Source organism: Arthrobacter mobilis, from assembly GCF_012395835.1.
GTDB classification, from domain to species: Bacteria; Actinomycetota; Actinomycetes; order Actinomycetales; family Micrococcaceae; genus Crystallibacter; species Crystallibacter mobilis.
This window is the reverse complement of record NZ_JAAZSQ010000014.1, coordinates 15800-41531: the sequence shown is the minus strand read 5'-3', so window position 1 is coordinate 41531 and position 25732 is coordinate 15800. Positions and strand designations below refer to the sequence as shown.

Annotated in this window: 21 protein-coding genes and 1 pseudogene; 5 read left to right on the top strand and 17 right to left on the bottom strand. The window is 70.7% G+C overall.

Features of this window, described 5'->3' with window-relative positions:
- Positions 1 to 50: 50 nt before the first annotated feature.
- Complete coding sequence (locus tag HGG74_RS13970; protein ID WP_168487292.1) at positions 51 to 1019, bottom strand: LysR family transcriptional regulator; 969 nt, start codon at positions 1017 to 1019, stop codon at positions 51 to 53.
- Positions 1020 to 2038: 1019 nt separating this feature from the next.
- The gene (locus HGG74_RS13965; RefSeq protein WP_168487394.1) at positions 2039 to 5107 is read right to left on the bottom strand and encodes a replicative DNA helicase; all 3069 of its coding nucleotides are present in this window, start codon (positions 5105 to 5107) and stop codon (positions 2039 to 2041) included.
- Between the two features lie 575 nt (positions 5108 to 5682).
- On the opposite strand from HGG74_RS13965, the gene HGG74_RS13960 reads away from it, so the two are divergent.
- The gene (locus HGG74_RS13960; RefSeq protein WP_168487290.1) at positions 5683 to 6585 is read left to right on the top strand and encodes a hypothetical protein; all 903 of its coding nucleotides are present in this window, start codon (positions 5683 to 5685) and stop codon (positions 6583 to 6585) included.
- Positions 6582 to 7007 carry a DUF1801 domain-containing protein gene (locus HGG74_RS13955; RefSeq protein WP_168487288.1) on the top strand — a complete coding sequence of 142 codons (426 nt, stop codon included), beginning with the start codon at positions 6582 to 6584 and terminating at the stop codon, positions 7005 to 7007. The genes HGG74_RS13960 and HGG74_RS13955 overlap by 4 nt, the downstream gene beginning before the upstream one ends.
- Positions 7008 to 7045: 38 nt before the next feature.
- Here the strand turns inward: HGG74_RS13955 and HGG74_RS13950 are convergent, their stop codons facing one another.
- From HGG74_RS13950 to rpsF, 5 genes are all read right to left on the bottom strand, one after another.
- A complete protein-coding gene (locus HGG74_RS13950; RefSeq protein ID WP_168487287.1) occupies positions 7046 to 7885 on the bottom strand; it encodes a PhzF family protein in 840 nt (279 codons plus the stop codon).
- Between the two features lie 123 nt (positions 7886 to 8008).
- On the bottom strand, positions 8009 to 8464 hold the full coding sequence (rplI, locus tag HGG74_RS13945) for a 50S ribosomal protein L9 (RefSeq protein WP_168487286.1): 456 nt from the start codon (positions 8462 to 8464) through the stop codon (positions 8009 to 8011).
- Between the two features lie 23 nt (positions 8465 to 8487).
- Positions 8488 to 8727, bottom strand: a complete 240-nt coding sequence (rpsR, locus tag HGG74_RS13940; protein WP_005273147.1) for a 30S ribosomal protein S18 — start codon at positions 8725 to 8727, stop codon at positions 8488 to 8490.
- Between the two features lie 114 nt (positions 8728 to 8841).
- Entirely contained in the window at positions 8842 to 9405 is a 564-nt protein-coding gene (locus tag HGG74_RS13935; RefSeq protein ID WP_168487284.1) for a single-stranded DNA-binding protein, read from the bottom strand.
- Positions 9406 to 9494: 89 nt separating this feature from the next.
- Complete coding sequence (gene rpsF / locus HGG74_RS13930) at positions 9495 to 9800, bottom strand: 30S ribosomal protein S6 (protein ID WP_168487282.1); 306 nt, start codon at positions 9798 to 9800, stop codon at positions 9495 to 9497.
- A 215-nt stretch (positions 9801 to 10015) separates the two neighbouring features.
- On the opposite strand from rpsF, the gene HGG74_RS13925 reads away from it, so the two are divergent.
- Entirely contained in the window at positions 10016 to 10876 is an 861-nt protein-coding gene (locus HGG74_RS13925; RefSeq protein ID WP_168487280.1) for an LssY C-terminal domain-containing protein, read from the top strand.
- A gap of 235 nt (positions 10877 to 11111) precedes the next feature.
- Here HGG74_RS13925 and HGG74_RS21955 read toward each other — a convergent pair whose 3' ends face one another.
- The 6 genes and pseudogenes from HGG74_RS21955 to HGG74_RS13900 all read right to left on the bottom strand — a co-directional run bounded on the left by HGG74_RS21955 (position 11112) and on the right by HGG74_RS13900 (position 15660).
- Positions 11112 to 11390, bottom strand: coding sequence for an ester cyclase (locus HGG74_RS21955; RefSeq protein WP_281356135.1), 279 nt, complete (start codon positions 11388 to 11390; stop codon positions 11112 to 11114).
- A pseudogene (locus tag HGG74_RS22255) lies at positions 11273 to 11545 on the bottom strand (nuclear transport factor 2 family protein); the annotation flags it as partial. The gene HGG74_RS21955 and the pseudogene HGG74_RS22255, both read right to left, overlap by 118 nt.
- 189 nt (positions 11546 to 11734) lie before the next feature.
- The gene (locus tag HGG74_RS13915) at positions 11735 to 12493 is read right to left on the bottom strand and encodes a response regulator (protein ID WP_168487276.1); all 759 of its coding nucleotides are present in this window, start codon (positions 12491 to 12493) and stop codon (positions 11735 to 11737) included.
- Complete coding sequence (locus HGG74_RS13910) at positions 12477 to 13784, bottom strand: sensor histidine kinase (protein WP_246262900.1); 1308 nt, start codon at positions 13782 to 13784, stop codon at positions 12477 to 12479. Before HGG74_RS13910 ends, HGG74_RS13915 begins: the two co-directional genes overlap by 17 nt.
- Positions 13785 to 13816: 32 nt before the next feature.
- The gene (locus tag HGG74_RS13905; protein WP_168487274.1) at positions 13817 to 14674 is read right to left on the bottom strand and encodes an ABC transporter permease; all 858 of its coding nucleotides are present in this window, start codon (positions 14672 to 14674) and stop codon (positions 13817 to 13819) included.
- Positions 14674 to 15660 (bottom strand): ABC transporter ATP-binding protein, encoded by a 987-nt coding sequence (locus tag HGG74_RS13900; RefSeq protein WP_168487272.1) that lies wholly within the window; start codon positions 15658 to 15660, stop codon positions 14674 to 14676. The genes HGG74_RS13905 and HGG74_RS13900 overlap by 1 nt, the downstream gene beginning before the upstream one ends.
- A 231-nt stretch (positions 15661 to 15891) precedes the next feature.
- On the opposite strand from HGG74_RS13900, the gene HGG74_RS13895 reads away from it, so the two are divergent.
- Together HGG74_RS13895 and HGG74_RS13890 are read left to right on the top strand one after the other, a co-directional pair.
- Positions 15892 to 16497: a hypothetical protein gene (locus HGG74_RS13895; RefSeq protein ID WP_168487271.1), complete on the top strand. Its 606-nt coding sequence runs from the start codon at positions 15892 to 15894 to the stop codon at positions 16495 to 16497.
- A 54-nt stretch (positions 16498 to 16551) separates the two neighbouring features.
- A complete protein-coding gene (locus tag HGG74_RS13890; RefSeq protein ID WP_168487269.1) occupies positions 16552 to 18429 on the top strand; it encodes a pyruvate kinase in 1878 nt (625 codons plus the stop codon).
- Here the strand turns inward: HGG74_RS13890 and HGG74_RS13885 are convergent.
- From HGG74_RS13885 to HGG74_RS13870, 4 genes are all read right to left on the bottom strand, one after another.
- Positions 18416 to 19609 carry an MFS transporter gene (locus HGG74_RS13885; protein ID WP_168487267.1) on the bottom strand — a complete coding sequence of 398 codons (1194 nt, stop codon included), beginning with the start codon at positions 19607 to 19609 and terminating at the stop codon, positions 18416 to 18418. The genes HGG74_RS13890 and HGG74_RS13885 overlap by 14 nt on opposite strands.
- A gap of 339 nt (positions 19610 to 19948) precedes the next feature.
- Complete coding sequence (locus tag HGG74_RS13880; RefSeq protein ID WP_168487265.1) at positions 19949 to 22786, bottom strand: helix-turn-helix transcriptional regulator; 2838 nt, start codon at positions 22784 to 22786, stop codon at positions 19949 to 19951.
- A gap of 131 nt (positions 22787 to 22917) precedes the next feature.
- Positions 22918 to 24552, bottom strand: coding sequence for an amidohydrolase (locus HGG74_RS13875; protein WP_168487263.1), 1635 nt, complete (start codon positions 24550 to 24552; stop codon positions 22918 to 22920).
- Positions 24542 to 25732, bottom strand: coding sequence for an MFS transporter (locus tag HGG74_RS13870; RefSeq protein ID WP_168487261.1), 1191 nt, complete (start codon positions 25730 to 25732; stop codon positions 24542 to 24544). The genes HGG74_RS13875 and HGG74_RS13870 overlap by 11 nt, the downstream gene beginning before the upstream one ends.

Below are 25732 nucleotides of genomic sequence, written 5' to 3'. Positions count from 1 at the left end.
GGTCATGGCAGTACCGGGCAAGTAGCCCGGCGTGCTTTCGGCAGCGGCAGTCAGGACGGCGCCCGGCGCTCGGCGTGCCCCGCAGACCCTGGCCTCGGTGCCACGACCAGCGTGTCGAACGCCGCAACCGATTCCCGCAGAAGGCGTGCGACTGTGTCCACTGGCATGCTGATGGACCTTCGCCGGTCGAAGCGCCGCAGAACGACGCGCCGCGTGCCGAGTCCGGGGACGTCCAGGACGTCGACGCCGTCCTGGACGACGCGGCTGAGCGCCAGGGCGGGTACGACGGCAACACCCTCCCCCGCAGCCACCAGCGCGAGCGCGGTCAGCGTCTCCTGGTACTGATGGACTGTCTCCACCTGGGCACCCGTCGCCCGGCGCAGCCTGCCGATCACTGAAGCGTTCGCGGCCGTGGCCTCGACGCCCAGCCATGGAAGCGGCAGCCGGGCAAGGTCGAGGTTCTCGGTGGCAAGCAGGGCTCCGGAGGGAACCACCAGCTTCCATGGCTCATCCAGCAGCGGCTCCTCGGACATTCCGGCCGGCAGCGAGCGTTGCTCGGCCGTCGCAGAGTCAAGCTCGACCACCACGGCGTCGAGTTCGCGCTGGCGCAGCAGCCGCATCAAGGCCGGGAGGTCGTCCTCAACGATCCGGATCTGCAGCTGAGGGTACTGGAGGCGCCATTCGGGCAGACGCGGGATCACTATCGTCCGAAGAAAGCTGGTGAATCCGCCCACCCGCACGATTCCTGTCAGCTCCGCCCCGCCTTCCATCCGGGCGCGGGCGACGTTGAGTGCGCGCTCGATCTCCTCGGCAGCCTCTGCCATCGCCAGACCGGCGGGGGTCAGGACGGAACCCCGGGGCGTCCGCACGACTAAGGCGTGCCCCGTCTCGTCCTCCAGCTTGTTGAGCTGCTGGGAGGCGGCCGAAGGCGTGATCCGCAGCTCGTCAGCGGCGGCAAGCACCCCGCCGGTGCGGGCAATGGCCAGAAGCACGCGCAGCCGGCGCGGGTCGATCTCCATATTCAGTATTCTTAAACCACGCCTGCAATAGGGTGCAACTAATGTAAAGGCGCGGTGCCGATCGTGCGCCATAGCCCGGGGGATGGCCTAGGTCCATGCCCCGGCGGGATCAACCCGCCAAGTCAGCCAATCGCAGTGCGGCACGGATGGCACACCTTGCTCGACCACGTGGTTCTTCGCCGAGTCCTTCCTTCGCGCGCTCGATTCGGTGCGTGGAAAACTACATCGGCCTCAAGGCGGGGCCGAAGGCGTAAAGCTTGAAGAACAGGTTCTGATCACCGAGACCCCCATAGACGCTCTCTCACGCTTCCCATTCGAAGAGGATCTCTTGAAGTAGAGGCAGGCCAGCTCCTGGCCACGGGGGCGGCGGCCACGAGTCCGATTACATCGAAAATCGCTAGCCAGCCAACATCTTGCCATCTCTCTTGCCGGGCTCAGCATAGGAATGACGATGATTATCGGTGCGGCCATCACATTGGCCGACGTGCTGGCATCAGTGTGGCGGCACTGGACCGAAGGATCGCCCTGCACGAGTCCGGCGCGCTTTCGGCCGCGTCCAGCGAACATTCCTCCCGCGCCCGCTCAGCCCCGTTGCATATGCCGCAGTGCCGCAGTCCGACCGGCCCCAACCTCCGGTCCCTCTTGAATCCCCCTGGCCCCGGTGACAGCGCGAGATACCCGAAAGAACGCCGCGCCAGGTTTTCCAGTAATCGTTCGAAGGCCTACTCACTGTTGTCATTATTCGCGCCGTCCCGGGGTGAAGGCCTTCCATAACCCGATCCCCCAGTGCGACAGCATGGGTCGACTTGCCTGGCGGCCATAAGCCCCGGGTAAACACTGCGATTCCCGATTCACGGATACCCGCCCGCAATAAAGCCTGCTGAAGGCACCAAATCCGTCACACCTGGATCCACGTCCAGGATGCAGCTGCCATGATTGCCAAACCCGGGCTTCCTGCCCAATAGAGCCGGGCAGCATTTGTCGTGAGAATCTGACAAATGGCCTGAGAATCTACAAACTTACCCGTGCTCGACCGCCATGTTGGCGAACCGGGAGTAGTGTCCCTGGAAGCCCACCACAATGGTTTTGGTCGGGCCATTACGGTGCTTGGCCACGATCACATCCGCTTCACCGGCGCGTGGGGATTCCTTGTCGTAGATGTCCTCACGGTGCAGCAGGATGACCATGTCGGCGTCCTGCTCGATCGAGTTGTGGACGGCGATGCCGTTGGCGACGAAGTTGTGATTGCCCAGGACCGTGGCGTCGAAGACCTCTTCCTCACCGTCGGGAACAATGCTGACAATGCCGTCCCACAGCAGATCGTTTACTGCCATGACGTCCAATTCCGCGGAGCCGAGGATTTCAGCGATGCGCCCCATTCGCTGCCGCGACGGTGCGCTCTTGAACAGGGTCGAACCGCAGTACTGGGTCCCGAGTGCGGCTTGGAATTGCCGGTGCGGGATTTCCTTTTCCTCGAGGATGGTGCGCACATCGTTCCAGACCTGGATCGGAACCGTGTCCACGTTGGTGTTCGCCGTCTTTTCGCGCACGATCTCAAGCAACCGATCGCAGTTGGCCGACCGGGCACCGTGGACGCCGATTTCCTGCAGGAACCGCCGCTGATCGTCTACACCGGAAATATCCAACGTGTAGCCGGACCTGTATCCGGGTTTCGGAGTCGCAGTCTTGATCCGCGCACTGATGCCGAAGCGCAGCAGAAGCCGTGCGACGTCGTCAACCAGCCGCCGGGACGTGGACGCATAGTAGATGCGGCCGCCGGTTGCGGCTTTGTTGACCGTGACGGAGCCGTCCGTGGCCCACAGATGACGCAGGAACAGCGAGATCTGGGCCTTGGGCAGGGCAAAGACGCCTGACGGCACAAACTTTTCGTGGCTACGGGCGCCAAAGAGGCCTAACTCATCGAGCCAGGAGGCGATCGGGTTCCGCTTGCCGTGCGTGAGCCGGTAGGGTGCCGGCAGCCGCAGCGTAGTGCAGCGTGCAACAGCGTAATCGTCCCTGACAGCCGCGATGCCAAAGTGCTCTGCGGCTTTGGTAACGGCTTGGACGTTGGCTTCGTCCTTGGTTGCATAGCGGATCGGCTGGCGCTTTACGAAGGAACCGTCGCCAATCAGGTGTGCCAGCATGATGACCTTGGAATCATCCCAGTGGACGCGTTCCGAGGGGCCGTTGACGTGCCGCGGCACGCCCAGCCGGTCCCCGACCGCCAGCTCCCCGAGAGGACGCCACCCTTCGTAGGTCAGGAACGGATGGTTCGCCGTCGCCCGCACGGTCTTGCCCGAAGCGAGGGTCAGCTTGTAGACCGGCTTCACGCCTGTGGAAAAGACATGCGTCAGGTGGCGTTCGACGTAGCGCAGGCTCTCATCCAGCGACCAGACCGGGACGTCCTTGGCACCGGAGGCGAAGAGTTCTCCCATGGTGGTCTCGGCGCCCGTGTCGGAGCGGAGCACCCGGGTGTCGGCCGTGAGGCAGCCCGATTCACGAAGGTCCGAAACCATCGGCTTCTTGTCCGTGCGCTGCTCGGAACCACGGTTCAGCTGCGACAGGGCGATGACCGGGACCTCGAGCTCCTTGGCCAGCAGCTTCAGGGCACGGGAGAACTCGGAGACTTCCTGCTGGCGCGACTCCACGCGCTTGCCGGAAGACATCAGCTGCAGGTAGTCCAGGACAATCAGCTTCAGGTCGTGGCGCTGCTTCAGGCGGCGGCACTTGGCCCGGATTTCCATCAGGGACATGTTCGGGCTGTCGTCGATGAACAGCGGGGCATCGTTCATCCGGCCCATGGTGGTGGCGATCTTGCCCCACTGCTCGTCCTTGATGGTGCCCTTGCGCAGGTCCTGCAGGCCGATGGTCGCCTCGGCCGAGAGCAGGCGCATGGCGATTTCGTTCCGACCCATTTCCAGGGAGAAGAACACTGTGGTCATGTTGTGCTTGATCGCCGCGGACCGGGCAAAGTCCAGCGCGAACGTGGAGTTGTGGGTCGGGATGAAGGACCGGCCGGCCAGGTACAGGTGCGATTCGTGGGCCACCTGGATGCAACGGACGGGGACGGAGGCCACTTCGCGCACCTCGACGATCTTCCAGCCCTCGCGGTACCGCAGTTCCTCGGCCAGTTCCGGGGCCTGATTCCTGATGAACACGCGTCCGCCGTCGCTCATGGAAGCGGCGATATCCGACGTGGTCACGACGGCGGCATCGTCGTCGTTCGTTTCGGTCAGCCACTGGTGCTCGGCATCGGCAACCAGGGTGGAACCGTCGTCGAACGTCACCTCGAAGCAGGGACGGTCCATCATGACGTCGGTGACTGCAACAACGGTGGTCGGGGTGCCGTCGGCGGCCAGCACCTCGTCCCCGGCGCGGACCTCCCCCATGGTGGTCCACCCCTGCGGAGTCGGCAGCGGGGTATCCAGGGCCAGGGCCTTGCCCACGGCCGGTCGCGCCGCGATGACGATCATCTGGCCCGGGTGCAGGCCCTGGGTCAGCTCGTCCAGTTCGTAGAAGCCGGTGGGCACGCCGGTCATGCCCTCGCCGCGGTGGCCGGCGGACTCGATTTCGTCCACGGTCCCTTCGATGATGTCCTTCAGCGGGACATAGTCCTCGGCGGTGCGGCGCTCGGCGACGGCGTAGATCTCGGCCTGGGCCTGGTTGACGATCGCGTCCACCTCGCCGTCCTGCGAGTAGCCCAGCTGGACGATTTTGGTGCCGGCATCCACCAGCCGGCGGAGCACGGCGCGTTCGCGGACGATCTCGGCGTAGAAGCCGGCGTTGGCGGCGGTGGGGACGGACTGGATCAGCGTGTGCAGGTAGGCCGGGCCGCCGATGCGGGCGATTTCGCCGCGCTTGGTGAGCAGGTCCGAGACGGTGACGGCGTCGGCGGGTTCGCCGCGGCCGTACAGGTCCACGATCGCCTCGTAGATGCTCTCGTGGGCCGGACGGTAGAAGTCCACGCCGCGGAGCACCTCCACGACATCGGCAATGGCGTCCTTGGACAGCATCATGCCGCCGAGGACGGACTGTTCGGCCACGAGGTCCTGCGGCGGCGTCCGTGCGAACTCCGGGTCCCGGCCCATGTCCGTGGAGTCTGCGTGTGCGAGAGTCACCGCTGCCTGCTTTCTATCTATGGCCCCAAGACGGGTCCGGCCCTGCCTGTACCGGGGTTCCGGAACTAAGGATTCCGGATGCTTCCGACACTTTTCACCAGGTCCAGGAGGCGGCTTCCGGCATCTGCCGGTAGTGGCCGGACCGGCCGCTGGATGCCCCCGGACCGGATGAGATACTCCGCAACGGTAGCCCTCCGGAGGCGCTCCGCCAAGCGAGTTATCCACAGGCCCTGTGGGCATGCTGTGGATTGTGCGGCGTGTCTTGTGCACAGCCTGTGTGGATAGCTGTGGATTAAAAAGTTTTTTTGTCCACATCCGGCTGCCGACCTGCGATTTTACTGTCCTCAGGCTGTGAATTAAAAGAATTTTTGACGCGGATTCTTCCACAGCCAAGGTGTGGAAACAGGGGAAAACCGGGCCTGCGGGGCACTTATCCACGAGTTTTCCACAGGCATTATCCCCATAATGTGATACAGGACAAGTTGCTTCCCGCCGGCACCCGCTGCACCGGTGCCGAGGACCCCTGCTGCCCGTAGGATTCTCCTATGGAGTCTTTCCTGGTCCCTGCCCTGATCCTCCTCGTCGTGATTGCGGCCGTTCTGCTGGCGGTCAAGCTCGCCAGGAAGCGGCCGGCCGCGGATTCGTCCCTGGCCGCCCCCGGCCAGGCCAAGGGGGGGCCTGTCCCCACGCGCGAGGCCGCCGCGGCGGCGACTGCACGGCTGGACCAGCAGCAGCACACGGCTGTCTACTCCATGATTGCCCGCGGGCACGGGCTGGAGGCGATCCAGGCCTACCGGAAGGCTACCGGGACGGGGCTGCGCGAGGCCGCCGCCGCTGTCGCCAGCATGTCTGCCTACCCCCAGCCGTACGTCCATCCCGAATTTCCGCAGGCTGCCGACACCGCGGGGCCTGCCCAGGCCCCCGCAGGGCAGACCCCGCCGGCCGCCGAACAGGAACCGGAGGCCGAAGCCTCCGGTGGCACGCCCGGGACCGCGGCCGGCGCCGGGGCACGCCCCGAAGAGGCCGAAGCACGGCCCGAGGGGGCTGCGGCACGCCCCGCAGAAGAAGCCCTGCCGGGCGGCGGAGAACCGCCCAGGGAGGAACAGCAGCCCGTGCCGCCGCCGGAACCGGTCCGGCCCGCCCAGCCGGCCGCGGCCGAGTCCCCGGCACCCCCGCCCGGCACTGCCGACGCCGTCGGCAAGCCCTCCCCCGGCGCCCCCGCATCGCACAAGGCGACCGCCTACCGGTACCGGGCGATTGTGTCCAAGGGGGACGAGATCCGCGAGATTGCCAGTACCCGGCTCAATGACGAGATCTTCGCCCGCATCCGCGAGACCGCCCTGTCCGGGGACCTGCCGGCCGCGGCCCGGCTGCTGAGGGAGCATTCCGACGCCGGCGAGCAGGAGGCCCTGGAGTTCGTGGCCCTGATCGGGCCGGAGGAGGAGTGAGCACGGCCGGGAACAAGACCGGGCCCACGGACCGGCCTGTCGGGGAATTCCTTGCCCAGGCGCCGCATCCGGTCCGCCGGGAGGACGCCTTTGTGCTGCTGGAGATGATGTCCCGCCTGACCGGCCAGGAGCCGGTAATGTGGGGGCCGTCCATGGTGGGCTTCGGCAGCTACCACTACAAGTATGCGAGCGGCCGGGAGGGCGATGCCCTGGCCGTCGGCTTTTCCCCGCGCGCGTCCAACCTGGCGCTCTACGGCCTGACCCTCGCCCCGGAGGCCGCGGAGCTGCTGCCGAAGCTGGGCAGGCACAAAACCGGCGCCGCCTGCCTGTACATCAACAAGCTCGCCGACGTGGACATGCAGGTGCTCGAACGGCTGGTCAGCGCCGGCTACGCGCACATGACGACGGCGGTGCACCGGTAACGGGCGGACGGCAACGTCCGCTCCGCGTTCCGGGCTGCTCAGAAGTCCGCCGTGCCGCGGATGACCGTGCGCACGTCCCCGCCGATCCAGACCTCGGACCCGTCGGCGTCCACGTGGATTCGTGCGTCCCGGCCGAGCCGGGTGCCCTGCCGCACCGTGTAGCGCCGCGGCGCGTGGCCCTCCCCCACCAGCCACTGCGCCAGGGCGGCGTTCAGGCTCCCGGTGGCCGGGTCCTCGGCCGGCACCGGCTCGAAGCCCATCAGCGCCCGCACCTCGAAGTCGGCGGCGTCCCCGGGCCCGCAGGCGCCCACCAGCCCCACGCCGAAGGGGGCCAGCGCCGCATAGTCGGGTTCGACGTCGAGCACCGCCCGGGCGTCGGCCAGCTGCAGGGCCTGCCACTGCGGGCCGTTGTCAGCCCACTGGTGCCGCAGCACTGCAGAGCGTCCGATGCCCAGCGCCGCGCAGATCTTGGCGACGTTCTCCTCCGGCAGCGGGCCGGTGCGGCGCAGGGGCGGGGCGGCAAAGGCCAGCCGTCCGCCGTCGTTCCTCACCTGCACCAGGCCCGCGCCGCACTCCTGCACCACCATGCCCGGGGTCTTCGGCACGCCCCCGTGCTCGAGCCAGACGTGGGCGCTGCCGAGGGTAGGATGGCCGGCGAAGGGCAGCTCGGATCCCGGCGTGAAGATGCGCACCCGGTAGTCCGCCGCCTCGTCCAGCGGCGGCAGCAGGAAGGTGGTTTCGGAGAGGTTGGTCCAGCGGGCGAAGGCCTGCATCTGCCCGTCGGTCAGGTCGGCGGCGGCGGCCACCACGGCCAGCGGGTTGCCCATGCCCGGACCGGTGGTGAAGACGTCGACCTGGGAGAACGCGCGCTCAGTCATGCGCCCAGTCTAGGCGCCGAGGGACCCGACCCGGGCGAAGCGAGGGGTGGGAGGCGCCGGCGCGTTAACGGCAGGAGGGACCCCCGCCCGGTGGCGGGAGCCCCTCCTGTGCCGGTTGTCCGGTTACTTCCGGGCAGCCACAACCTTCAGGTTGATCACGGCGGAAACGTCCTCGTGCAGGCGGACGCTGGCCTGGTACTCGCCGGTCGACTTGATGTGCTCGGCCAGTTCGACCTTGCGCTTGTCGATCGACCCCAGACCTGCGGCCTCGACGGCCTTGGCCACATCCTCGCCCTTGACGGTGCCGAACAGGCGTCCGGAATCGCCGGCCTTGACGGTCAGGGTGACCGGCTTGGCGGACAGGGAAGCGGCCAGCTGCTGTGCCTCTTCGAGGGAAGCAATGGCACGGGCGGCGCGGGCGGCCTTGATGGCCTCAACCTGCTTCTCGCCACCCTTGGACCAGGCCAGGGCGAAGCCGCGGGGCAGAAGGTAGTTACGGGCGTAACCGTTCTTCACCTCGATGACGTCGCCGGCGGCGCCCAGACCGGTAACTTCGTGGGTCAAAATGAGCTTTGCCATTTTCTACTCTCTCTCCTCTTCGCTTAGCCGCGGCCAGCGCCGGAGTAGGGCAGCAGGGCAACTTCGCGGGCGTTCTTGATAGCCTGGGCGATCTTGCGCTGCTCCTGCACGGTCACACCGGTGACGCGGCGGGCACGGATCTTTCCGCGGTCGGAGATGAATTTGCGCAGCAGTGCTACATCCTTGTAGTCGATGACGGTGACGTCAGCGGCCTTCAAGGGGTTGGACTTTGGTTTGGGCTTACGAAGTTCAGCCTTAGCCATCGTGGAGCTCCTTTGTCTAGTGGAGCCCGTGGATGTTTATCCACGGGATGGATTGCGGCGGCGGATGCCGCCTGGGATGCCCGGCAGACCGGGCGAAGTGAGACCTCGGGAAGGCTAGAAGGGCGGCTCGTTGGAGTCTGGGCCGTTGCCCCAGCCGCCGGAGCTGCCCCCGGACGGTGCGCCCCAGGGATCTTCCTGCGGCGCAGGCTGCTGCCCGCCCCAGCCGGCGTTGCCCCCGGCGTTGCCGCCGAAGCCACCGCCGCCACCGAAGCCACCGTTGCCGCCGCCGAAGCCGCCCTGCCCGCCGCCGGAGCGCTGGGTGCGGGTAACCTTGGCGGAGGCGTAGCGCAGCGAGGGGCCGATTTCGTCCACCTCGAGCTCAATAACGGTGCGCTTTTCGCCTTCCTTGGTTTCATACGAACGCGACTTCAGGCGGCCCTGGACGATCACACGGGTCCCCTTGGTCAGGGTCTCGGCGACGTTCTCGGCAGCCTCGCGCCACACCGATGCGCGCAGGAACAGGGTCTCCCCGTCCTTCCACTCATTGGTCTGGCGGTCGAAGGTCCGCGGCGTAGACGCCACGGTGAAGTTGGCGACTGCGGAACCCGACGGAGTGAAACGGAGTTCGGGATCGTTGGTGAGATTCCCGATGACGGTGATAGTGGTTTCGCCTGCCATGGTGCCTCCTGGTAGCTACGTTCTGGATGGGCCCTGGTCAAGGGCCCGAAGACTCCTGCCGGAGCAACTGCGCGGGACGTACCCGGCGGTTACTTCGAGGAGACCTTCTGCTCCTCCGGGCGGATGATCTTGGTGCGCAGGATGGTCTCGTTCAGACCAAGCTGGCGGTCAAGTTCGGCCGCGGTCGCGGGGGTGGCGGTGAAGTTGACGACGGCGTAGATGCCTTCGGACTTCTTCTTGATGTCGTAGGCCAGACGGCGGCGTCCCCAGATGTCGACCTTGTCGATGGTGCCACCATCGGTGCGGACAACGGTGAGGAACTTGTCGAGCGAGGCCTCGACGGTACGCTCGTCAACCTCGGGGTCGATGATCACCATCAGTTCATAAGCACGCATTGTGAACCCACCTCCTTCGGGCTAAGCGGTCACGGTCTTTCCGTAACAGGAGGTTCTAGTGCGTTGACGTGGCTGCCGTGCAGGGTGCAGGCCCACCCGCGGGACCCGGTTGGGTTCCTTGGGAAGGCCGCTTCCGCAGGCAGCACAGACTCATCAATGGTACCGGATGGCCGCGGCCGGGCCTAAATCCCGGGCAGCGCGGCGATAATGGGACGATGGACGGTGGCGATGCCGCACTCCCCGCAGCGGCGCCGGCGCGGCGCTGGTACCGGCGGCTGGCCGGCACCGTGGTGCTGGCCCTGCAGCGGCTGTTCTACCTGGCCACCACCATAGCCGCCGGTTGGGCGGTCTATGCGCTGTTCGTCGCCGAAATTGACGACGGCGCGCGCCAGCCCTGGGCGTTCCTGGCCATCTGGGTGCTGGCCGCCTACCTGCTGCTGCCCCGGCTGAACCGGGTGCTCACCCGCATCTACCTCCCCGACTACTTCATCGGACGGACCCGGACGGTGGACGGGCTGCTCGGGGACCCGGTCAACCTGGCAGTAATCGGCACCCCGGAAGCGCTGCGCTCAGCCATGACGGCCGCCGGCTGGACCGAGGCCGACCCGGTGACCTGGCGCAGCAGCTGGCGGATCGTCCGGGATTCGCTGCTGCGGCGCAGCTATCCGGCAGCCCCGGTCAGCCCGCTGTTTGTGTTCGGGCAGAAGCAGACCCTGGCCTTCGAAAAAGAGGTGGCCGGCAGTCCCGCCCAGCGCCACCATGTGCGCTACTGGGCCTGCCCGCCGGGATGGCGGCTGCCCGGAGGGTTCGCCGTCGACCTGGTCGGGGCGGCCACCTTCGACCGCCGGGTGGGGTTGTCCCTGTTCACCTTCCAGGTCACCCACAAAATCGCCGAAGACACCGACAGGGAACGGGACCTGGTGGTGGCCGCCCTGCGCGATGCGGGCGCCGCGGTGCACATCGTGCGGCACTTCTCCACCGGCTACCACGCGCGCAACGGCGGCGGCGACGCGATCGAGACCGACGGCGACCTGCCGATCGCGGCCCTCGGGCCGGTGGCGGGCAGCCGCAGCTAATCCTGCGTCCACAGCGGCAGCGGCACCGTCCCGACGCTCCGCCCGGAGGCGTCGAGCCCGTCCGGGACGTCTGCTGCCGCAGAGGACCCCCGTCGCCGGTTGCCCTTGACGGGCCCGGTTCCTCACCGTCGGAACGATAAATTGAGGCCCGGACGGGTTCGAAGCAGCCGCGCTCAGCTCATGCAGGCACAACACGGTGCCCGAAACCATTTGGCCAACCGGCTTCCGTGGCTGATTACGGTGCCTCCGGCCCCAGGCCGAGCTGCCGCATCAAGGTCGCGAGATCGTAGTAGGCGCGCAGCAGGGAAATCTTCCCGTCCTTGAACTGGTAGACCTCTGCAATCTGCAACTCGATGTGCCTGCCTGTTGGCGGAATCTCCCCGGCGGGGTGAGCAGCGGCCCGGTATGGGTAGACCTGCCGACGTGTTCGGTCGCGGCCCAGTCGCCCTCCACGATCGTGGTCAGGATGCTGGTTTTTGCATCCGGGCCGGCGGTCAGGAACACCTGCAGCCATTGCTGCAGGCCGGACGGACCGTGGAACGTCTGGCCGGTGGGCATGTCCCGCAACTCGAAATCCGCGGTGACCAGCGTCGCACAGCGGCCGACATCTCCTTCGTTGAAAGCATCGAAAAGACTGCGGATGACCGCAGCATGGTCTTCTGCCGGCATGCCGCACCCCACCTTCCCCCCGGTCAGCGGTTCCCGGGACGTGCTTGGCAAGACAAGCTATCGGGTCCCGCGCCAGCCGACAAGGACCCGCCGATCCGCAGCAGAACCGCCGTCCAGCTGCACCAGGACAGCCTGCGACGTCCTCGCCGGCCCCGCCCGCCTCAGGAAGCGGATTTCAGACCCGGACCACTAGTAGTCCAGCCCCTGGCTGGGCACCACCAGCCCGGTCTCGTAGGCGTAGACCACCGCCTGCACCCGGTCGCGCAGGTGCAGCTTGGCCAGGATCCGGCGCACGTGGGTCTTCACCGTGGCCTCGGAGAGGAAGAACCGGTGGGCGATCTCCGCATTGGACAGGCCCTCGGCGATGGCTTCGAGCACCTCCTGCTCGCGCGGGGTCAGCCCATCCAGCAGCGGGTCCCGCTGCACCGGCCGGGATCCGGCCTCCGGAGCCGCGGGCAGGCCGCGGACGTAGGTTTCCAGCAGCCGCTGGGTCACCCGGGGCGCCACAACGGCGTCGCCGCTGGCCACCAGGCGCACGGCCGAGACCAGTTCCGCCGGGGCCACATCCTTGAGCAGGAAGGCGCTGGCCCCGGCCTGCAGCCCGGCGAAGGCGTATTCGTCCAGGTCGAAGGTGGTCAGGATGATGATGCGCGGTCCCTGCGGCCCGGCGGCGATCTGCCGGGTGGCCTCGATCCCGTCCATCACCGGCATCCGCACGTCCATCAGCACCACGTCCGGCTCCAGCCGCCTGGCCAGGCGCACCGCGTCGGCGCCGTCGGAGGCCTCCCCGACCACCTCGACGTCGTCCTCGCCCTCCAGGATCAGCCTGAAGCCCATGCGCAGCAGCGGCTGGTCATCCGCCAGCAGCACCCGTACCGGACCCGGCTGCCCGGAGCCTGGTGCCTGCCCGGTTCCTTCCCGAGGTGCTGTTTCAGGTCCTGGTTCCATCCCCGTCCTCTCCCGGCCAGTACAGCGTTGCTTCGACGATCCAGCCCTCCCGGCCGCCGTGCGTCCCGGGCCCGCAGTCAACTCTCCCGTGGTAGATGGCCGCGCGCTCGCGCATGCCCGTGATGCCCTGGCCGGCACCCAGCGACGCCGCCGGCACCTGGCCCCTGCCGTCGTCGGCCACCCGGACCAGCACCCGGGCGCCCTCGCGCTCCAGGGCCACCTCCACCCGGGTCACCCCGCGCGCATAGCGCAGCACGTTGGTCAGCGATTCCTGGATGATCCGGTACACGGTGAGCCGGAAGGTCGCATCCTGCGGCAGTTCCGGACCGGAGACCACCATGCGCAGCGGCAGCCCGGCGGCGCGGAACCCCTCGATGAGGCCGGCCAGCTGCCCGTCGCCCTGCAGCGGCTCCAGCGGCGCCGCCGGCGCGTCGTCCCCGCGCAGCACCCCGAGCACGCGGCGCATGTCGGCCAGGGCCGTCCGGCCGGTGGCCGAGAGCTTTTCCAGCACCTGGCCGGCGCGCTCGGGGTCCTTCCGCACGACGACGGCGGCGCCGTCGGAGAGCGCGATCATCACCGAGAGCGAGTGGGCCACGACGTCGTGCATGTCCCGGGCGATGCGGGTCCGTTCGGTGGCCGAGGCGAACCGGGCGTGTTCGGCCGCCCAGCGGGCCACCTCGTCTTCGTGCAGCCGGTCCCGGCGGACCATGCTGCCGATGCCGGTGGCGATCAGGTTGGCCGCGGCGATGAACCCGGCCACCACCCAGCCGGCATAGCCCAGTTCGGTCGAGCTGAGCTCCGCGGCCACCGCGGGCGGGATCCCGGCCCGTGCCAGCAGCTGCGGCAGGAACAGCGCGAAGGCGGCCATCGGCGGCAGGCTCGCCGCCGCGGCGGCGGCCAGGGCGAAGCGGGTGGGCCGGGAGGCTGCCACGGCGTAGAGGGCGAACCACATGCTCGAGGTGGCCGACTGGCTGGTCGGCTGCAGGATGATCAGCAGCAGCTCCAGCACGGTGGCAGCGGCCAGCACGGCCACGGGCCGGCGCCGGCGCAGCAGCAGGACGGCGCCGATCAGCAGCACCAGCGCCAGGGCCACCGGCTCGCCGGCGAGCGCGGTGGCCACGGCCCCCGGCGCGGACAGCAGCAGGTAGGCCGCGGCGACCAGCCAGTCCATGGCCAGCGGCCGGCTGCGGAAGAAGCGGCGCAGCGGCCCGCGCCGCCGGGCCGCCAGTTCGGTGAAGGAGACGGCCCCCGCCCGCTCCGCCGCCTCCGTCACCGCCGCCATGGTCCCCATACCTGAAAGCCTAACCGGGCCCGGCGGGCGGCTCAGACGTCGCGGACCTTGGTGACCACCGCGGCGGCTGCCAGCAGCACCGCGGACCAGGCGGCCATGACCAGCCCGCCCTGCAGCCGGGTCAGGTCGCCGCCGGCAATCTCCAGGGCCAGCAGCTGCCGGCCGGCGTTGGAAGGCAGGTACGGGAGCGCGTCCTGGATCCAGTCCAGCTGGATCAGGCCCAGCACCGTGGGCAGGACCAGGAACAGCGCCACCAGGGTGACAATGCCGCCGGCGCTGTTGCGCAGCAGGGACCCCAGGGCCAGGGCGGTCAGCGAGGCCAGCGCCAGGTACGCTCCGGACAGCAGCATGGACGGCACCAGGTTCTCCACCTCCAGGCCGAACTCCTGCCCGTACCCGGCCAGCACCGGCTGCATCAGGAAGTAGGTGGCGAAGCTGGAGACGATCCCGGTGACGGCGGCGACGGCCGCGATCACCAGGGCCTTGGCGAACAGCGGCGAGAGCCGGTCCGGCACCGCCGTCATGGTGGAGCGGATCATGCCGGTGGAGTATTCGGAGGCGATCAGCAGCACGCCGAGCGAGCCGATGATCAGCTGGGCGAAGTCGATGCCTCCGGTAGGCATCAGGTACAGCAGCTGCGGGCGGACGCCGTCGGCGCCCGGGTCCCGGCCGGAATCCGCTGCCTGCTCCAGGGCGGTGGCCACGCCCCAGGCGCCGAGCAGGCCGATGCCGACCATAGCCGCCAGGGTGGTGGCCAGCAGGATCCAGGTGGAGCGCAGGGTGGTGAACTTGATCCACTCCGCGTGCAGGGCGCGGAGGAAATTGACGCCGCCGGCGGGCCGGGCGGCCTTCATGCCGGTCCGGGGGCTCTGCAGTGCCGTGGTGCTCATCAAGACTGCCTTCCTGCCGCGGCCGGCGCGGCAACGTCATCGGGTGCATCGGGGCGTCCGGCCAGGGCGCCGGAGTGGTATTCGACCTCGTCGCGGGTCAGGTCCAGGTAAGCCTCTTCGAGCGAGGCCTGCAGCGGGGTCAGCTCGCACACCAGCACCTGCTGCTCCAGTGCCGCCTGCGCGATGGCCCGGGGCTCGACGCCGGAGACCTCCAGCAGGCACCCCTCGCGGGCCTCGATGCTCACGCCGGGGCCGGCCAGCACCCGGCCGAGCAGCTGGGCACCCTCGGGGCCTCCGGTGCGCACCCGGGTCCGGGCCCGGCCCTGGCCGTCCAGGATCTCCTGGATCGAGGCATCGGCAATGATGCGGCCGCGGCCGATCACGATCAGGTGGTCAGCGGTCTGGGCCATCTCGCTCATCAGGTGCGAGGAGAGGAACACGGTGCGCCCCTCGGCCGCCAGCGAGCGCGCCAGGTTGCGGACCCAGAGCACGCCCTCCGGGTCCAGGCCGTTCACCGGTTCGTCCAGGATCACCGTCTGCGGGTCCCCGAGCAGCGCGGCGGCAATGCCCAGGCGCTGACCCATGCCCAGGGAGAACCCGCCGACGCGCTTTGTGGCCACCGGGCCCAGCCCGGTCAGCTCGATCACCTCGTGGATCCGCTGCTGGGGAATGCCGTGGGTGGCGGCCATGGCCCGCAGGTGGTGCCAGGCGCTGCGCGAGGTGTGCACGGCCTTGGCGTCCAGCAGCGCGCCGACCTCGCGCAGCGGTGCCTTGTGCTGCGCATAGGGCCTGCCGTTGACCGTGACCCGGCCGGCAGTCGGGTCGTCCAGACCCATGATCATGCGCATGGTGGTGGACTTGCCGGCGCCGTTGGGGCCCAGGAAGCCGGTGACCTTGCCGGGCCGGACCGTGAAGGAGATGTCCTGCACGGCGTATTTTTGCGGCTTGCCGCCGTAGACCTTGACCAGGCCGCGTGCCTCGATCATGCTTACCGTCCTTAGAAGAATCCTCGGGAAACCAGGAGGGGCCGGTGAAACCGGCATTTCCGTTGCCATGAACCACGCTACGGACCGCCCGGTACGGCCACATTGCTCCCGGGGCTGATCTTCGGCCGCAGGCCGGTAGTCCTCAGGGATGATGCCGGGCAGGAAACCGTGGTTGAACGGCAATGCTCAGTATGCTTACGTTGTTCTATTCCCCTACCGACAGGAGCGATCATGAAAGCCATTGTTTTCGGCGCAGGTGTGGCCGCAGGCTACGTTCTGGGCGCCCGCGCCGGCAGAGGCAGCTATGAGCAGCTCAAGACCCGGGCCCGGCAGCTCTGGGAAAACCCGAAGGTCCAGGACAAGGTCTCCGGGGCGGCCGCCGCGGTCAAGGACAAGGCGCCCGAGGCACCCGGCCACCTCAAGGACGCAGTAAAGAAGGCCGGCGGCAGCCTCTCCGGCGTGCTGCACCGCGAGCACGGCGGCGACAAGGCAGGCGGGGAGGAATCGCTGCGGTACTCCGGCCAGCCGGCGGCGACGGTGGAGAATCCGGCCACGGCCGGCCTGCAGCCCGACCCGGCCGGTACGGTCACCGATATGGGCGGCACCGTCTCCAGCAGCGGCACCCGGGCGGACGCCGGCCCGACCGGAGCCACCGGCAGCAGCGGGACCGGTACGGGAGCCGGTACCAGGACCAGCGGGACCGGCAGCAGCGGACCGGGTCCGGACGAGGGCACGGCCGGCCCCGGCTCCACCGGAACCGGCCAGCCCGGCAGCACCTCGGGCTCCACCGGCCCGGCCGCGGACGAGCCGGACGCGGGCCCCTCGCGCCGGAGCTAACCCGGCCCGGCCGCGCCGGGACAGCCGCCATGATGGGCGGGAAAGGGCTGCGGGATGAACTCCTCAGACTGGCAGGAGCTGGAGGCGCTGCTGGCGGATGTGCGCCGGCTCCACCAGGACCTGCTTGAGGCCGAGGCCCGGCAGGCGGCCGAGATTGCCGCCGTCCGTCCCCGGCACCGCTACAGCGCCGCCAACCTGGTCCACTACGTGGAGCTGCGCCGGCACGACATCCGGGACATGCAGGCGCGGCTGGCCCGGTACGGGCTGACCTCGCTGGGCCGGACCGAGTCCCGGGTGCTGGCCAGCGTCGAGTCGCTGCTGCGCACCCTGATCCGGCTGACCGGGGCGGACGGTGCCGAACCGCCGCCGGCCCGCGTGCCGGACGGGGCCGAGCTGCTCGCGGGCAACGCGGACGCGCTCCTGGGCCCCAAGCCGGAAGGGCGCGGCACCCGGATCATGGTGACCTTCCCCAGCGAGGCCGCCACCGACCCGCAGCTGGTGCAGGACATGCTGGCCAGCGGCATGGACATCGCGCGGATCAACTGCGCCCATGACGGGCCGGAGCAGTGGGCGGCGATGATTGCCAACATCCGCCCGGCCGAGGCCGCGCTGCGCACCCGCTGCCTGGTCGCGATGGATCTGGGCGGCCCGAAGCTGCGCACCGGGCCGGTCGAGCCCGGCCCCCAGGTGCTCAAGGTGCGGCCGGTGCGCACCGCCACCGGCGCCGTCGTCGAACCGGCGCTGCTGTGGCTGGGAAGCCGGCCGGTGCACGCCCCCGGGGCCGCCGATGCCCCGGTGCTCCCGCTGGCGGATCCGGGGTGGGCCGGACGCCGCCGGGCCGGCGAGACGGTCCGGCTGGTGGATGCCCGCGGCTCCCGCCGCAGCCTGCAGGTGGTGCAGGCCGGCGGCGGCTGCCTGGCCTCCTCCGCCCGCACCGTCTACTTCGTGCCCGGCCTGGAGCTGGCGGCCTTTCCGGCCGGGGAAGCGCCGGAGGAGGAACGGCGGAACGGGGAGCCGGACGGGGACACGGTGCGGGTCGGGCCGCTGCCGGCAGCCCGGCAGGCCCTGCTGGTGCACCGCGGCGACACGGTGGTGCTGACCCGGGACCTGGCCCCGGCCGTCCCCTCCACCGGCGGCATCCACCGCATCGGCTGCACGCTGCCGGAGGTGTTCACCGATGTCCGGCCCGGCGAGCGGGTGCTGCTCGACGACGGCAAGATCGGCGGGGTGGTCACCGCGGTGTCCCCGGACGAGGTGGAGGTCCAGGTCCGCACCGCCGCCGCCGGCGGCACCCGGCTGCGGGCCGGGAAGGGCATCAACCTGCCCGATACCTGGCTGTCGGTTCCGGCCCTGACCGAGGAGGACATCCGGGACCTGGACTTCGTCAAGGAGCACGCGGACATCGTGAGCCTGTCCTTCGTGCGCAGCCCGGCCGATGTCCAGGAGCTGATCTCCCGGCTCGGGGACCGGCAGCACCTGGGCATCGTGCTCAAGATCGAAACCGTCCCGGCCTTCGAAGCCCTGCCGCAGATCCTGCTCGAGGCCATGCGCTGGGAGAACATCGGGGTGATGATCGCCCGCGGGGACCTGGCGGTGGAGGCAGGCTTCGAGCGGCTCGCGGAGGTCCAGGAGGAGATCCTGTGGCTGTGCGAGGCCGGGCATGTGCCGGTCATCTGGGCCACCCAGGTGCTGGACAGGCTGGCGCGCACCGGCGTGCCCTCGCGCGCCGAGGTCACCGATGCGGCCATGGCCGAGCGCGCCGAATGCGTGATGCTCAACAAGGGCCCCTACATCCATGAGGCGATCACCATGCTCGCGGACATCCTGGCCCGGATGCAGGACCATATGCAGAAGAAGCGCAGCCTGCTGCGGCGGCTGCGCTCCTGGGACCTGGGCGAGTCCGCCCAGGAGGGGCCGGTCAGCCGGAGGTAGCGCGCTGCTCGCGGGCAGCCGGGGCGGTCAGGATGGAGGCGGTGATCAGCAGCCCGACGGCCAGCAGGGAGTTGCGCACCCCCACGTGCTGGCCGAGGAAGCCCAGCAGCGGCGGGCCGGCCAGGAACGCTACATAGCCCAGTGTGGACACCACGGAGACGCGCATGGCGGCCCGGGCCGGGTCCTCGGCGGCCGCCGACATGCCCAGCGGGAAGCCCAGCGCCGCTCCGGCGCCCCAGAGCACCGCGCCGGCCACCGCCAGCGGCAGCTGGGGCGCGAACACGAAGAGCAGCAGCCCGGCCAGTGCCGCGGTCAGGCTCAGCCGCAGCACCGCCACCCGGCCCAGGCGGTCGATGAACCGGCCGCCGGCCAGCCGCAGCGCCGTCATTGCGGCGACGAACACCGCGAACATCAGCGCGCCGTCGGCCTCGCTGGCGCCGAGCCCGTCCACGGTGGCCTTGGCGATCCAGTCGTTCGCCGCGCCCTCGGTCAGCGCCGCGCCCAGGACGACGACGCCGATCAGCAGCGTGCGCGGCTCCCGCCACGCGCCGGCCCGGCCCCCGCCGGCTGCACCGGCGCCGTCGCCGGGCGGGGGATCGTGCGGCAGGAAGAACCTCGGCAGCGCCAGGGAGGCAGCGGCGACCAGCACGGCCAGCCAGAGCAGGTGCGCCGAGAGCGGAACCTGCAGCACCGACAGCCCGGCCCCGGCCATGGCGCCGGCAAAGGCCCCGAGGCTGAAGGCGGCGTGGAACTGCGGCATCACGGTGCGCAGCAGGCGCCGCTCCACCTCCGCGCCCTCGATGTTCTGCGCCACATCCCACCACGCCACGCCCACGCCGTAGCCAAAGAGTGCTGCCGCGGCGGCCGGCACCGAGGCGGCCAGCAGCGCGCCGGCCAGCCCGAGCAGGGCCAGCGCCGTCAGGACGCCGCCGGCCCGCACGGTGTTCGCGGTGCCGATCTTCGCCGCCAGCGGCCCGGCCGCCGGCAGCGAGAGCACCGAGCCCAGGCCCAGCGCCAGCAGCAGCATGCCGATTTCCCCGGCGCCGATCTGCAGCGTGGCCGAGGCGGCCGGAATGCGGGCGGCCCAGCTGGCGAAGGCCAGGCCGTTGAGCAGAAAGACGGCGAAGGTGGCGGCGCGGGCGGAGCCGGTCCGGGCGCCGGAGAGGACGGTGTGGGCCATTGGACCAGTCTGCCAGCCTGCGCAGGTTTTCCGTGTGCCGGCACCGGCTGCCTGCCGGATCCACCCGGTTTTTCACGGACACAACGGAATGGCTTGAAGCGCCTTCCCCCGTCGTGCGCTTCAAGCCATTCCGCCAGTTTTGCAGCCAAGAATTACCAGGTGGTCGCCACCACAGCCGGGAGAATCCGGCCGCCCCCAACTAAGCCACAGCTGCTGCCGGTTCCGTTCCGGTCTCCCGGTCCATCCCCGACACCATCCATCATGCTGCCGCGCGGGCGGTTTCACCAGCGTTAACCACCCTAGTTCGCAAACGCTAGGGTATTCCGGTAGTAACGCGGCTCACTCCCGCGGTTCCAGGGCACCGGCAAGCTCCCTGCGGGAGGAAATTTCCAGCTTCGCGAAGGACCGGGACAGGTGCCATTCCACCGCCTTGATGGTGATGAACAGCTCCGCGGCGATCTGCCGGTTGGTCAGCCCGCGCGCCGCCAGCGAGCAGACGCGGAATTCGGCCGGGGTGAGCCGGTCCGCGCGCTGCTCGGCCACCGCCGGCGTCGGGGCGTGCTGGGCCGCCAGCAGCGCCGCCATCCGCCGGGCCACGCCGGCCGCCCCGATCCGGTTGGCCAGCAGCAGCCCCTTGCGCGCCGCCGCCAGGGCCTCGGCGCGGTGGCCGGCCAGCGCGGGATCGCTGCCGGGCAGCAGGCACAGTTCGGCCAGGTCCGCCAGCGCCAGCGCCAGATCATAACGGCCGGAACCGGCCTCCAGCAGGGCCGCGGCCTCGCGCAGCATGGCCACGGCGGCCTGCGGGGGCTGGGCCAGCGCCGCCGGCCGCAGCACGGTGCCCAGGCAGCGCGGGGCGCCGAAGGCCCGGGCCCTTGCCACCGCCTCCTCCGCAACGACCCGGGCGTATTCGAGGTTGTCGCGGGAGCCGGAGCGCACGGCCGATTCGATCGCCGCGCCGGTCCACAGGTCCAGGGCCGGCCCCAGTCCCTCGGCCAGGTCCATCGCGGCGGTGAAGTGCTCCAGCGCCGCGTGGTGCCGGCCGCGGGCAGCGGCTGCCATGCCGTGCAGCTGCAGCGCCATGGCCTGCACCAGCGGCGGCCGCCGGGCCGCCAGCGGCACCCGGGCCAGCAGCCCGTCCAGCGGCTCCAGGTCGTCGCGGGCAATGCGGATGCCGGCCATGATCACGCAGGCGGCCTCCAGGTAGGTCCGCCAGCCCTGGTCCGCGGCGCGCAGGCAGGCCTCGAGGTCCACCTGGGCCAGGCGCAGCCGGCCCCGGCGCAGCTGGAGCGCGCCGCGGCAGTAGGCCAGCGTGGCGTGGGCCATGACCGCCGAGCCGGCCCGGGCTTCGGCAATCGCGGCGTCGAGCAGCACCAGGGCCACCGCATCCTGCTCGGTCCCGGTGAGCGCACCGGTGGCATAGTTGATGATGTTCGAGGCCGCCCCGTTCTCGGCCAGCAGCTTCCCGCCGGCCACGGCCCGCACCGCCAGTTCCGCCGTGCGCCGGGCGTCCTCGCCGGCCAGCGTCAGCCGGAGGGCCTCCTGGACCAGCAGCAGCCGGTCACACGGCCCGTCGGCGGCCGGGTCCTGGGCCAGCACCTCCCCCACCAGCGCCGCGTAGTCGCGGGTGAACTGCATCTGCTGGAAGCCCGCGCCGGCGGCCATGGCCACCGCCTTCCGGCGCAGTCCGGCATGGGCGCCGGGTTCGTTGTCCAGTTCCTTCAGCGCCTGGGCATAGCACTCGGCGGCGGCCTCCACCCGGCCGTTGTTGTACAGCGTCTCGGCGAACTCCAGCAGCAGCGTACCGCGCGCGGCGGTGCCCTCGGTCAGTGCCAGGGCCTGCCGGGCCAGCTCCTCGGCCCGCCTGCTCTCCCCGGCCATTTCGCGGGCCTGGGCTGTCTCCACCAGCAGCTGCCGGCGCAGGTCCGCCGGCAGGCCGCCCTCCTCCAGGCCCCGCTCGCCCAGCTGGACCGCCATGCCGTGGGCGCCCCGGCGGCGGGCATCCGCCGCCGCGTCGAGCAGCACCCGGGCGGTGCGCTGGTCGGCCCCGGCGGGCGCGGCCAGCAGGTGCCCGGCGACGGCCGCCGTGCCGGCGCCGTCGGCCAGCAGCGCCTCCGCCGCGCGCCGCTGCAGCCGGGCCAGCGCCGCCGGGTCCAGCCCGGCCAGCAGCGTCTCGGCGATCAGCGCATGCTGGATCCGCGGCCGCGGGCGCACGGTGGACAGGAAGCGGCCCTCCTGCAGGCTGCGCAGGCCGGCGGCCACCTGGGCCGGCTCGGTGCCGAGGACGGCGGCGATGCGCGCGGCGGAGGCGTCCTCGCCCAGGACGGCGGCGGCGGCCAGCACCTGGCGTCCGGCCTCGGGCAGCCGGTCCAGCCGTTCCCGCAGGATCGCGTCCTCGCGGCTGCCAGGGTCCAGGCTGTAGTCCTGCTCGCGTTCGAGCAGTTCGCGGATGAAGAACGGCACGCCCCCGCTGGCGGCCTGCAGGCGGGCGGCGCTGACCGCGAGGGTGTCCTGCCGCCGGGCCGTCAGCCAGTTCTCGATCGCCTCGTGGGAGAGCGGCTTCAGGTTCCAGTGCAGCTCCGCGCCCGAGGACTGGCCCCGGGAGACCAGGGCGTGCAGATCCTCCCGCCGGCCGTCCGCGGTCCCGCCGGCCGGCCGGGGCGTGCCGGTGCGCAGTCCGCGCAGCAGCAGGACCGGCACGTCCAGCAGCAAGCTGCCGACATCGAGCAGGACGGCCAGGGACAGCTCGTCCAGCCATTGGGCGTCGTCCACCACCGCGGCCACCGGCTGCTGCTGGCCCAGCGAACGCAGCACCCAGGAGGCCGAATAGCTCAGCGCGTCCTGGCTGACATCCAGCTCGGTGTCGGTCAGGAACCGGTGCAGCAGTGCGCCCTGGCCGTCAAAGGGGGGCAGGCCGGCCGGGTGCTGCTGGGCCAGCGGTGCGAACCACTGCCACAGCATGGCCCCGGGCAGCTGCCGGTTTTCGTCCCCGACCGCGCGCAGCAGCTTCCAGCCCCGCGCCTGCGCGTCCTGGCAGATCGCCTCCAGCAGCGCACTCTTGCCAATGCCCGAGGGGCCGCTGATGGTCAGCCCGGCATTCCGGCCCGCGGCGACGGAATCGGCGAGCAGGCGCCACTGCGCCACCTCCCGTTCCCGTCCGAAGAGCCGCTGCTGTCCCACGCAACCGATCCTAGGCCGGTCCTCCCGTTCCCTCCCATTGACGTGCCGGATAACAGCGTTTTCATCCGTAAAAGAGTCGAAATGTGGCACTTCCCCGGACCGGACCGTCCGCGGCGCCGCGGCCGGTCCGGTCAGGGCCGGGCCATGGCCGGGACCGCGCCGTGCACCACCTGGCCGTCCATGATGGTCAGAACCACGTCCACCTGCGGCAGTTCCTCCGGCGGGCAGGCCAGGATGTCCCGGCGCCAGAGGACCAGGTCGGCCCGGAAGCCGGGCGCAATCCTGCCGGCCACCGCCTCCTGGCCGGCGCCGTAGGCGGCCTGCACCGTGTAGCCTTCCAGCGCCTGCCGGGCGGTCAGGGCCTGCAGCGGCAGGTGCGGTTCGCGGGCGGCGTCGTGCACCGGCCGGCGCAGCTGGGCCGAGGCCAGGATCCCGCGCGGGTCGAAGTCCACCACCGGCCAGTCGCTGCCGATCGCCACCCGGCCGCCGGCGGCGGCGATGTCCGCGCAGCGCCAGGCCTTGTCCCAGTGGTGTTCGCCCACGCGCCGGGACCAGTTGTCCTGGTGGTCGGCGCGGGTCCAGTCCATGTGCGTCGGCTGCATCGAGGCGACCACGTCCTGGCCGGCGAACCGGTCCACGTCCTGGTCCTTGAGCACTTCGACGTGCTCGATCCTGAACCGCGCGCCGCCCTCCGGGCGGGCCAGGCCGGCGTAGGTGTCGAGCACCGCCGAGACGCCCTCGTCCCCGATCGCGTGCGTCCAGGCGGGCAGGCCCGCCCCGGCCATCCGGCGCACGGACCCGCGATAGGCCTCAACGTCGCGCCAGATGGAGCGGTCGTTGCCGCCGAGGTAGTCGGCGGTGCACAGCCAGGCCCCGCCGCCGTCCACCGCGCCGTCGATCAGGAACTTGACCGCTGCCACCTTCCAGTACCTGCCCTGGCCGGCCGCCCGGGTGGCGCCGATCTGCTCCAGCAGCTGGTCCGTGGTGCCCGGCAGGCACCACGGCGCCCACAGCACGCGCACGGTCAGCTCGCCGTCGGCCTCCAGCGCGCGCAGGGCCTGCTCGGTGCCGCGCCAGTTGTCCAGGATGTGGATCTCGGTGATGCCGGCGGCGTTCAGCGCCGCGAAGTGCCCGCGCAGCTGCGCATGCTGCTGCGCGGCGTCCAGCGGCGGCACGGCCGCGTAGCCGGCGAAGACGGCGTTGCCCTCGTGCAGCTCGCCGGTGGGCCGCCCGGCGGCGTCGACGACGATCTCGGAGGCGTCCTCGAACTGCCGCGCCCCGGTGATGCCTGCCTGCTCGAGCCCGCGCCGGTTCATCAGCGCGGTGTGCACATCGATCATCCAGAGGAAGGCCGGGCGTCCGCCGGTGACGTCGTCGAGGACCTCGTGGTGCAGGCTGCGGCCGGCGAAGGCGTTGAACTCGACGCCGCGGGCGATCACCCACTCCTCCGGACCCAGGTTGGCGCTGTAGGCGCGCAGCCGGTCCCGCAGCTCCTCCAGCCGGTCCACCCCGGTCAGGTCCAGGCCGCGGCCGTGCTCCAGGCCCATCAGCGGGTGCTGGTGCGAGTCGGTCAGCCCGGGGGTCAGCGTCAGCGAGCTGCCGTCGACCACCTCGGTGGCCGGTCCGGCCAGGGCCAGGATGTCCGCGTCGCAGCCGACGGCGGTGACCAGTCCGTTCCGGACGGCCACGGCGGTGCCGGCCGAGTCCGGGTCCAGGGTGTGGACGGTGGCCGAATGGATGATCAGGTCGGCGTACTCAGCGGGCATCGAACTGCTCCTCGGGGACGCTGGACGGGGCGGGCTGCCGGCGGAGCGAGACCGCCACCCACAGGAAGGGAACGGCGACGGCGGCACTGATCAGCGCCGTCGACAGGCCGAAGCCGGCGTAGCCGGCCGCCTCGACCAGGGCGGCGCCGAACAGCGGCGACAGGGCCGAGCCGAACAGGTAGACGCTGGTCAGCAGCGCCGCGTACCGGCCGCTGCTGTGCACGGCGGCCGAGAGCGCCACGATGGTGACGAAGGTGGCCGCGTAGATGGTGTTCCAGGCGATGAACGCGGTGCCGAAGACCGCAGGGTCACCGGTGGTGGCCGTGACCAGCTTCGCGGCGGCGCCGAGCACCAGCAGCACCGCAAGCGGGACCACCCGGCCCAAGCGTGAACCGAGCACCGTGGCCACCAGGATGCCGGCCAGGCCGGCGGCGGTGGAGATGCTCAGCAGCAGGCCGATGCCCGGCCCGTCCAGTCCGGCCTGGTCGACCCCCATCCCCGAGGACATGGCCCAGAGCGAATCCTCGCCCACGGCCCACAGGCAGGCGCCGGCGGCCAGCACCAGGCCGAGGATTCGGGTCCGCCGGTCCACCGCCACCGGCAGGTGGCCGGCAGCGGCCGGGGCCTCGGGCAACGGCCTGCAGATCAGCGCGCCCAGCAGGGCCAGGGCGGCCAGGGCCAGGAAGCTGGAGGCCATGCTGATCCCGAACAGCGGCACCACCAGCAGCAGCAGGGCGGCGAGCAGGCGATTGACCAGCGCGGCCAGTCCGGAGGTGCGGTCCGGATCCGCGGTGGCGGCGATCGCCGCGCCGCCGGAGGCAATCCCCGCGCCGGCACCGAGGCCGGCCACGACGACGCCGGCGACCGCCAGCCAGGGCAGCGGGGCCAGGGCCGCCACCAGGCTGCCGGCCGCCATCACCAGCAGGCCCGCCCGGGCGAGTTTGTAGCGGTTCGGACGGGACGCCCGGCGGGCCAGAAGCGTGCCGGAAGCCGCGCTGCACAGCATCATCGCCGTGCCGAGCGCCCCGGCCGCCACCGGCTCAAGGCCCAGGTCGGCCTCCATGGCGGCGATGATCAGCGGAATGACGTTGGCAATCATGTAGCCGACGACGAAGGTCCCCGAAATGGCCGCCAGGGCCTGGGGCGACAGCCGCGGCAGGGCGTCTGGGTGTGGTGTCAC

Excerpts from the sequence above, each read along its gene's own strand:
- HGG74_RS13910 (WP_246262900.1), bottom strand. The coding sequence starts at position 13,784 with ATGGGGACCATGGCGGCGGTGACGGAGGCGGCGGAGCGGGCGGGGGCC.
- HGG74_RS13905 (WP_168487274.1), bottom strand. The coding sequence starts at position 14,674 with ATGAGCACCACGGCACTGCAGAGCCCCCGGACCGGCATGAAGGCCGCC.
- HGG74_RS21955 (WP_281356135.1), bottom strand. The coding sequence starts at position 11,390 with ATGGCTGCAGGTGTTCCTGACCGCCGGCCCGGATGCAAAAACCAGCAT.
- HGG74_RS13890 (WP_168487269.1), top strand. The coding sequence starts at position 16,552 with ATGAACTCCTCAGACTGGCAGGAGCTGGAGGCGCTGCTGGCGGATGTG.
- rplI (WP_168487286.1), bottom strand. The coding sequence starts at position 8,464 with ATGGCAAAGCTCATTTTGACCCACGAAGTTACCGGTCTGGGCGCCGCC.
- HGG74_RS13935 (WP_168487284.1), bottom strand. The coding sequence starts at position 9,405 with ATGGCAGGCGAAACCACTATCACCGTCATCGGGAATCTCACCAACGAT.
- HGG74_RS13960 (WP_168487290.1), top strand. The coding sequence starts at position 5,683 with ATGGAGTCTTTCCTGGTCCCTGCCCTGATCCTCCTCGTCGTGATTGCG.
- rpsF (WP_168487282.1), bottom strand. The coding sequence starts at position 9,800 with ATGCGTGCTTATGAACTGATGGTGATCATCGACCCCGAGGTTGACGAG.
- HGG74_RS13885 (WP_168487267.1), bottom strand. The coding sequence starts at position 19,609 with ATGGCCCACACCGTCCTCTCCGGCGCCCGGACCGGCTCCGCCCGCGCC.
- HGG74_RS13875 (WP_168487263.1), bottom strand. The coding sequence starts at position 24,552 with ATGCCCGCTGAGTACGCCGACCTGATCATCCATTCGGCCACCGTCCAC.
- HGG74_RS13900 (WP_168487272.1), bottom strand. The coding sequence starts at position 15,660 with ATGATCGAGGCACGCGGCCTGGTCAAGGTCTACGGCGGCAAGCCGCAA.
- HGG74_RS13925 (WP_168487280.1), top strand. The coding sequence starts at position 10,016 with ATGGACGGTGGCGATGCCGCACTCCCCGCAGCGGCGCCGGCGCGGCGC.
- HGG74_RS13895 (WP_168487271.1), top strand. The coding sequence starts at position 15,892 with ATGAAAGCCATTGTTTTCGGCGCAGGTGTGGCCGCAGGCTACGTTCTG.
- rpsR (WP_005273147.1), bottom strand. The coding sequence starts at position 8,727 with ATGGCTAAGGCTGAACTTCGTAAGCCCAAACCAAAGTCCAACCCCTTG.
- HGG74_RS13915 (WP_168487276.1), bottom strand. The coding sequence starts at position 12,493 with ATGGAACCAGGACCTGAAACAGCACCTCGGGAAGGAACCGGGCAGGCA.
- HGG74_RS13970 (WP_168487292.1), bottom strand. The coding sequence starts at position 1,019 with ATGGAGATCGACCCGCGCCGGCTGCGCGTGCTTCTGGCCATTGCCCGC.
- HGG74_RS13965 (WP_168487394.1), bottom strand. The coding sequence starts at position 5,107 with ATGGGCCGGGACCCGGAGTTCGCACGGACGCCGCCGCAGGACCTCGTG.
- HGG74_RS13950 (WP_168487287.1), bottom strand. The coding sequence starts at position 7,885 with ATGACTGAGCGCGCGTTCTCCCAGGTCGACGTCTTCACCACCGGTCCG.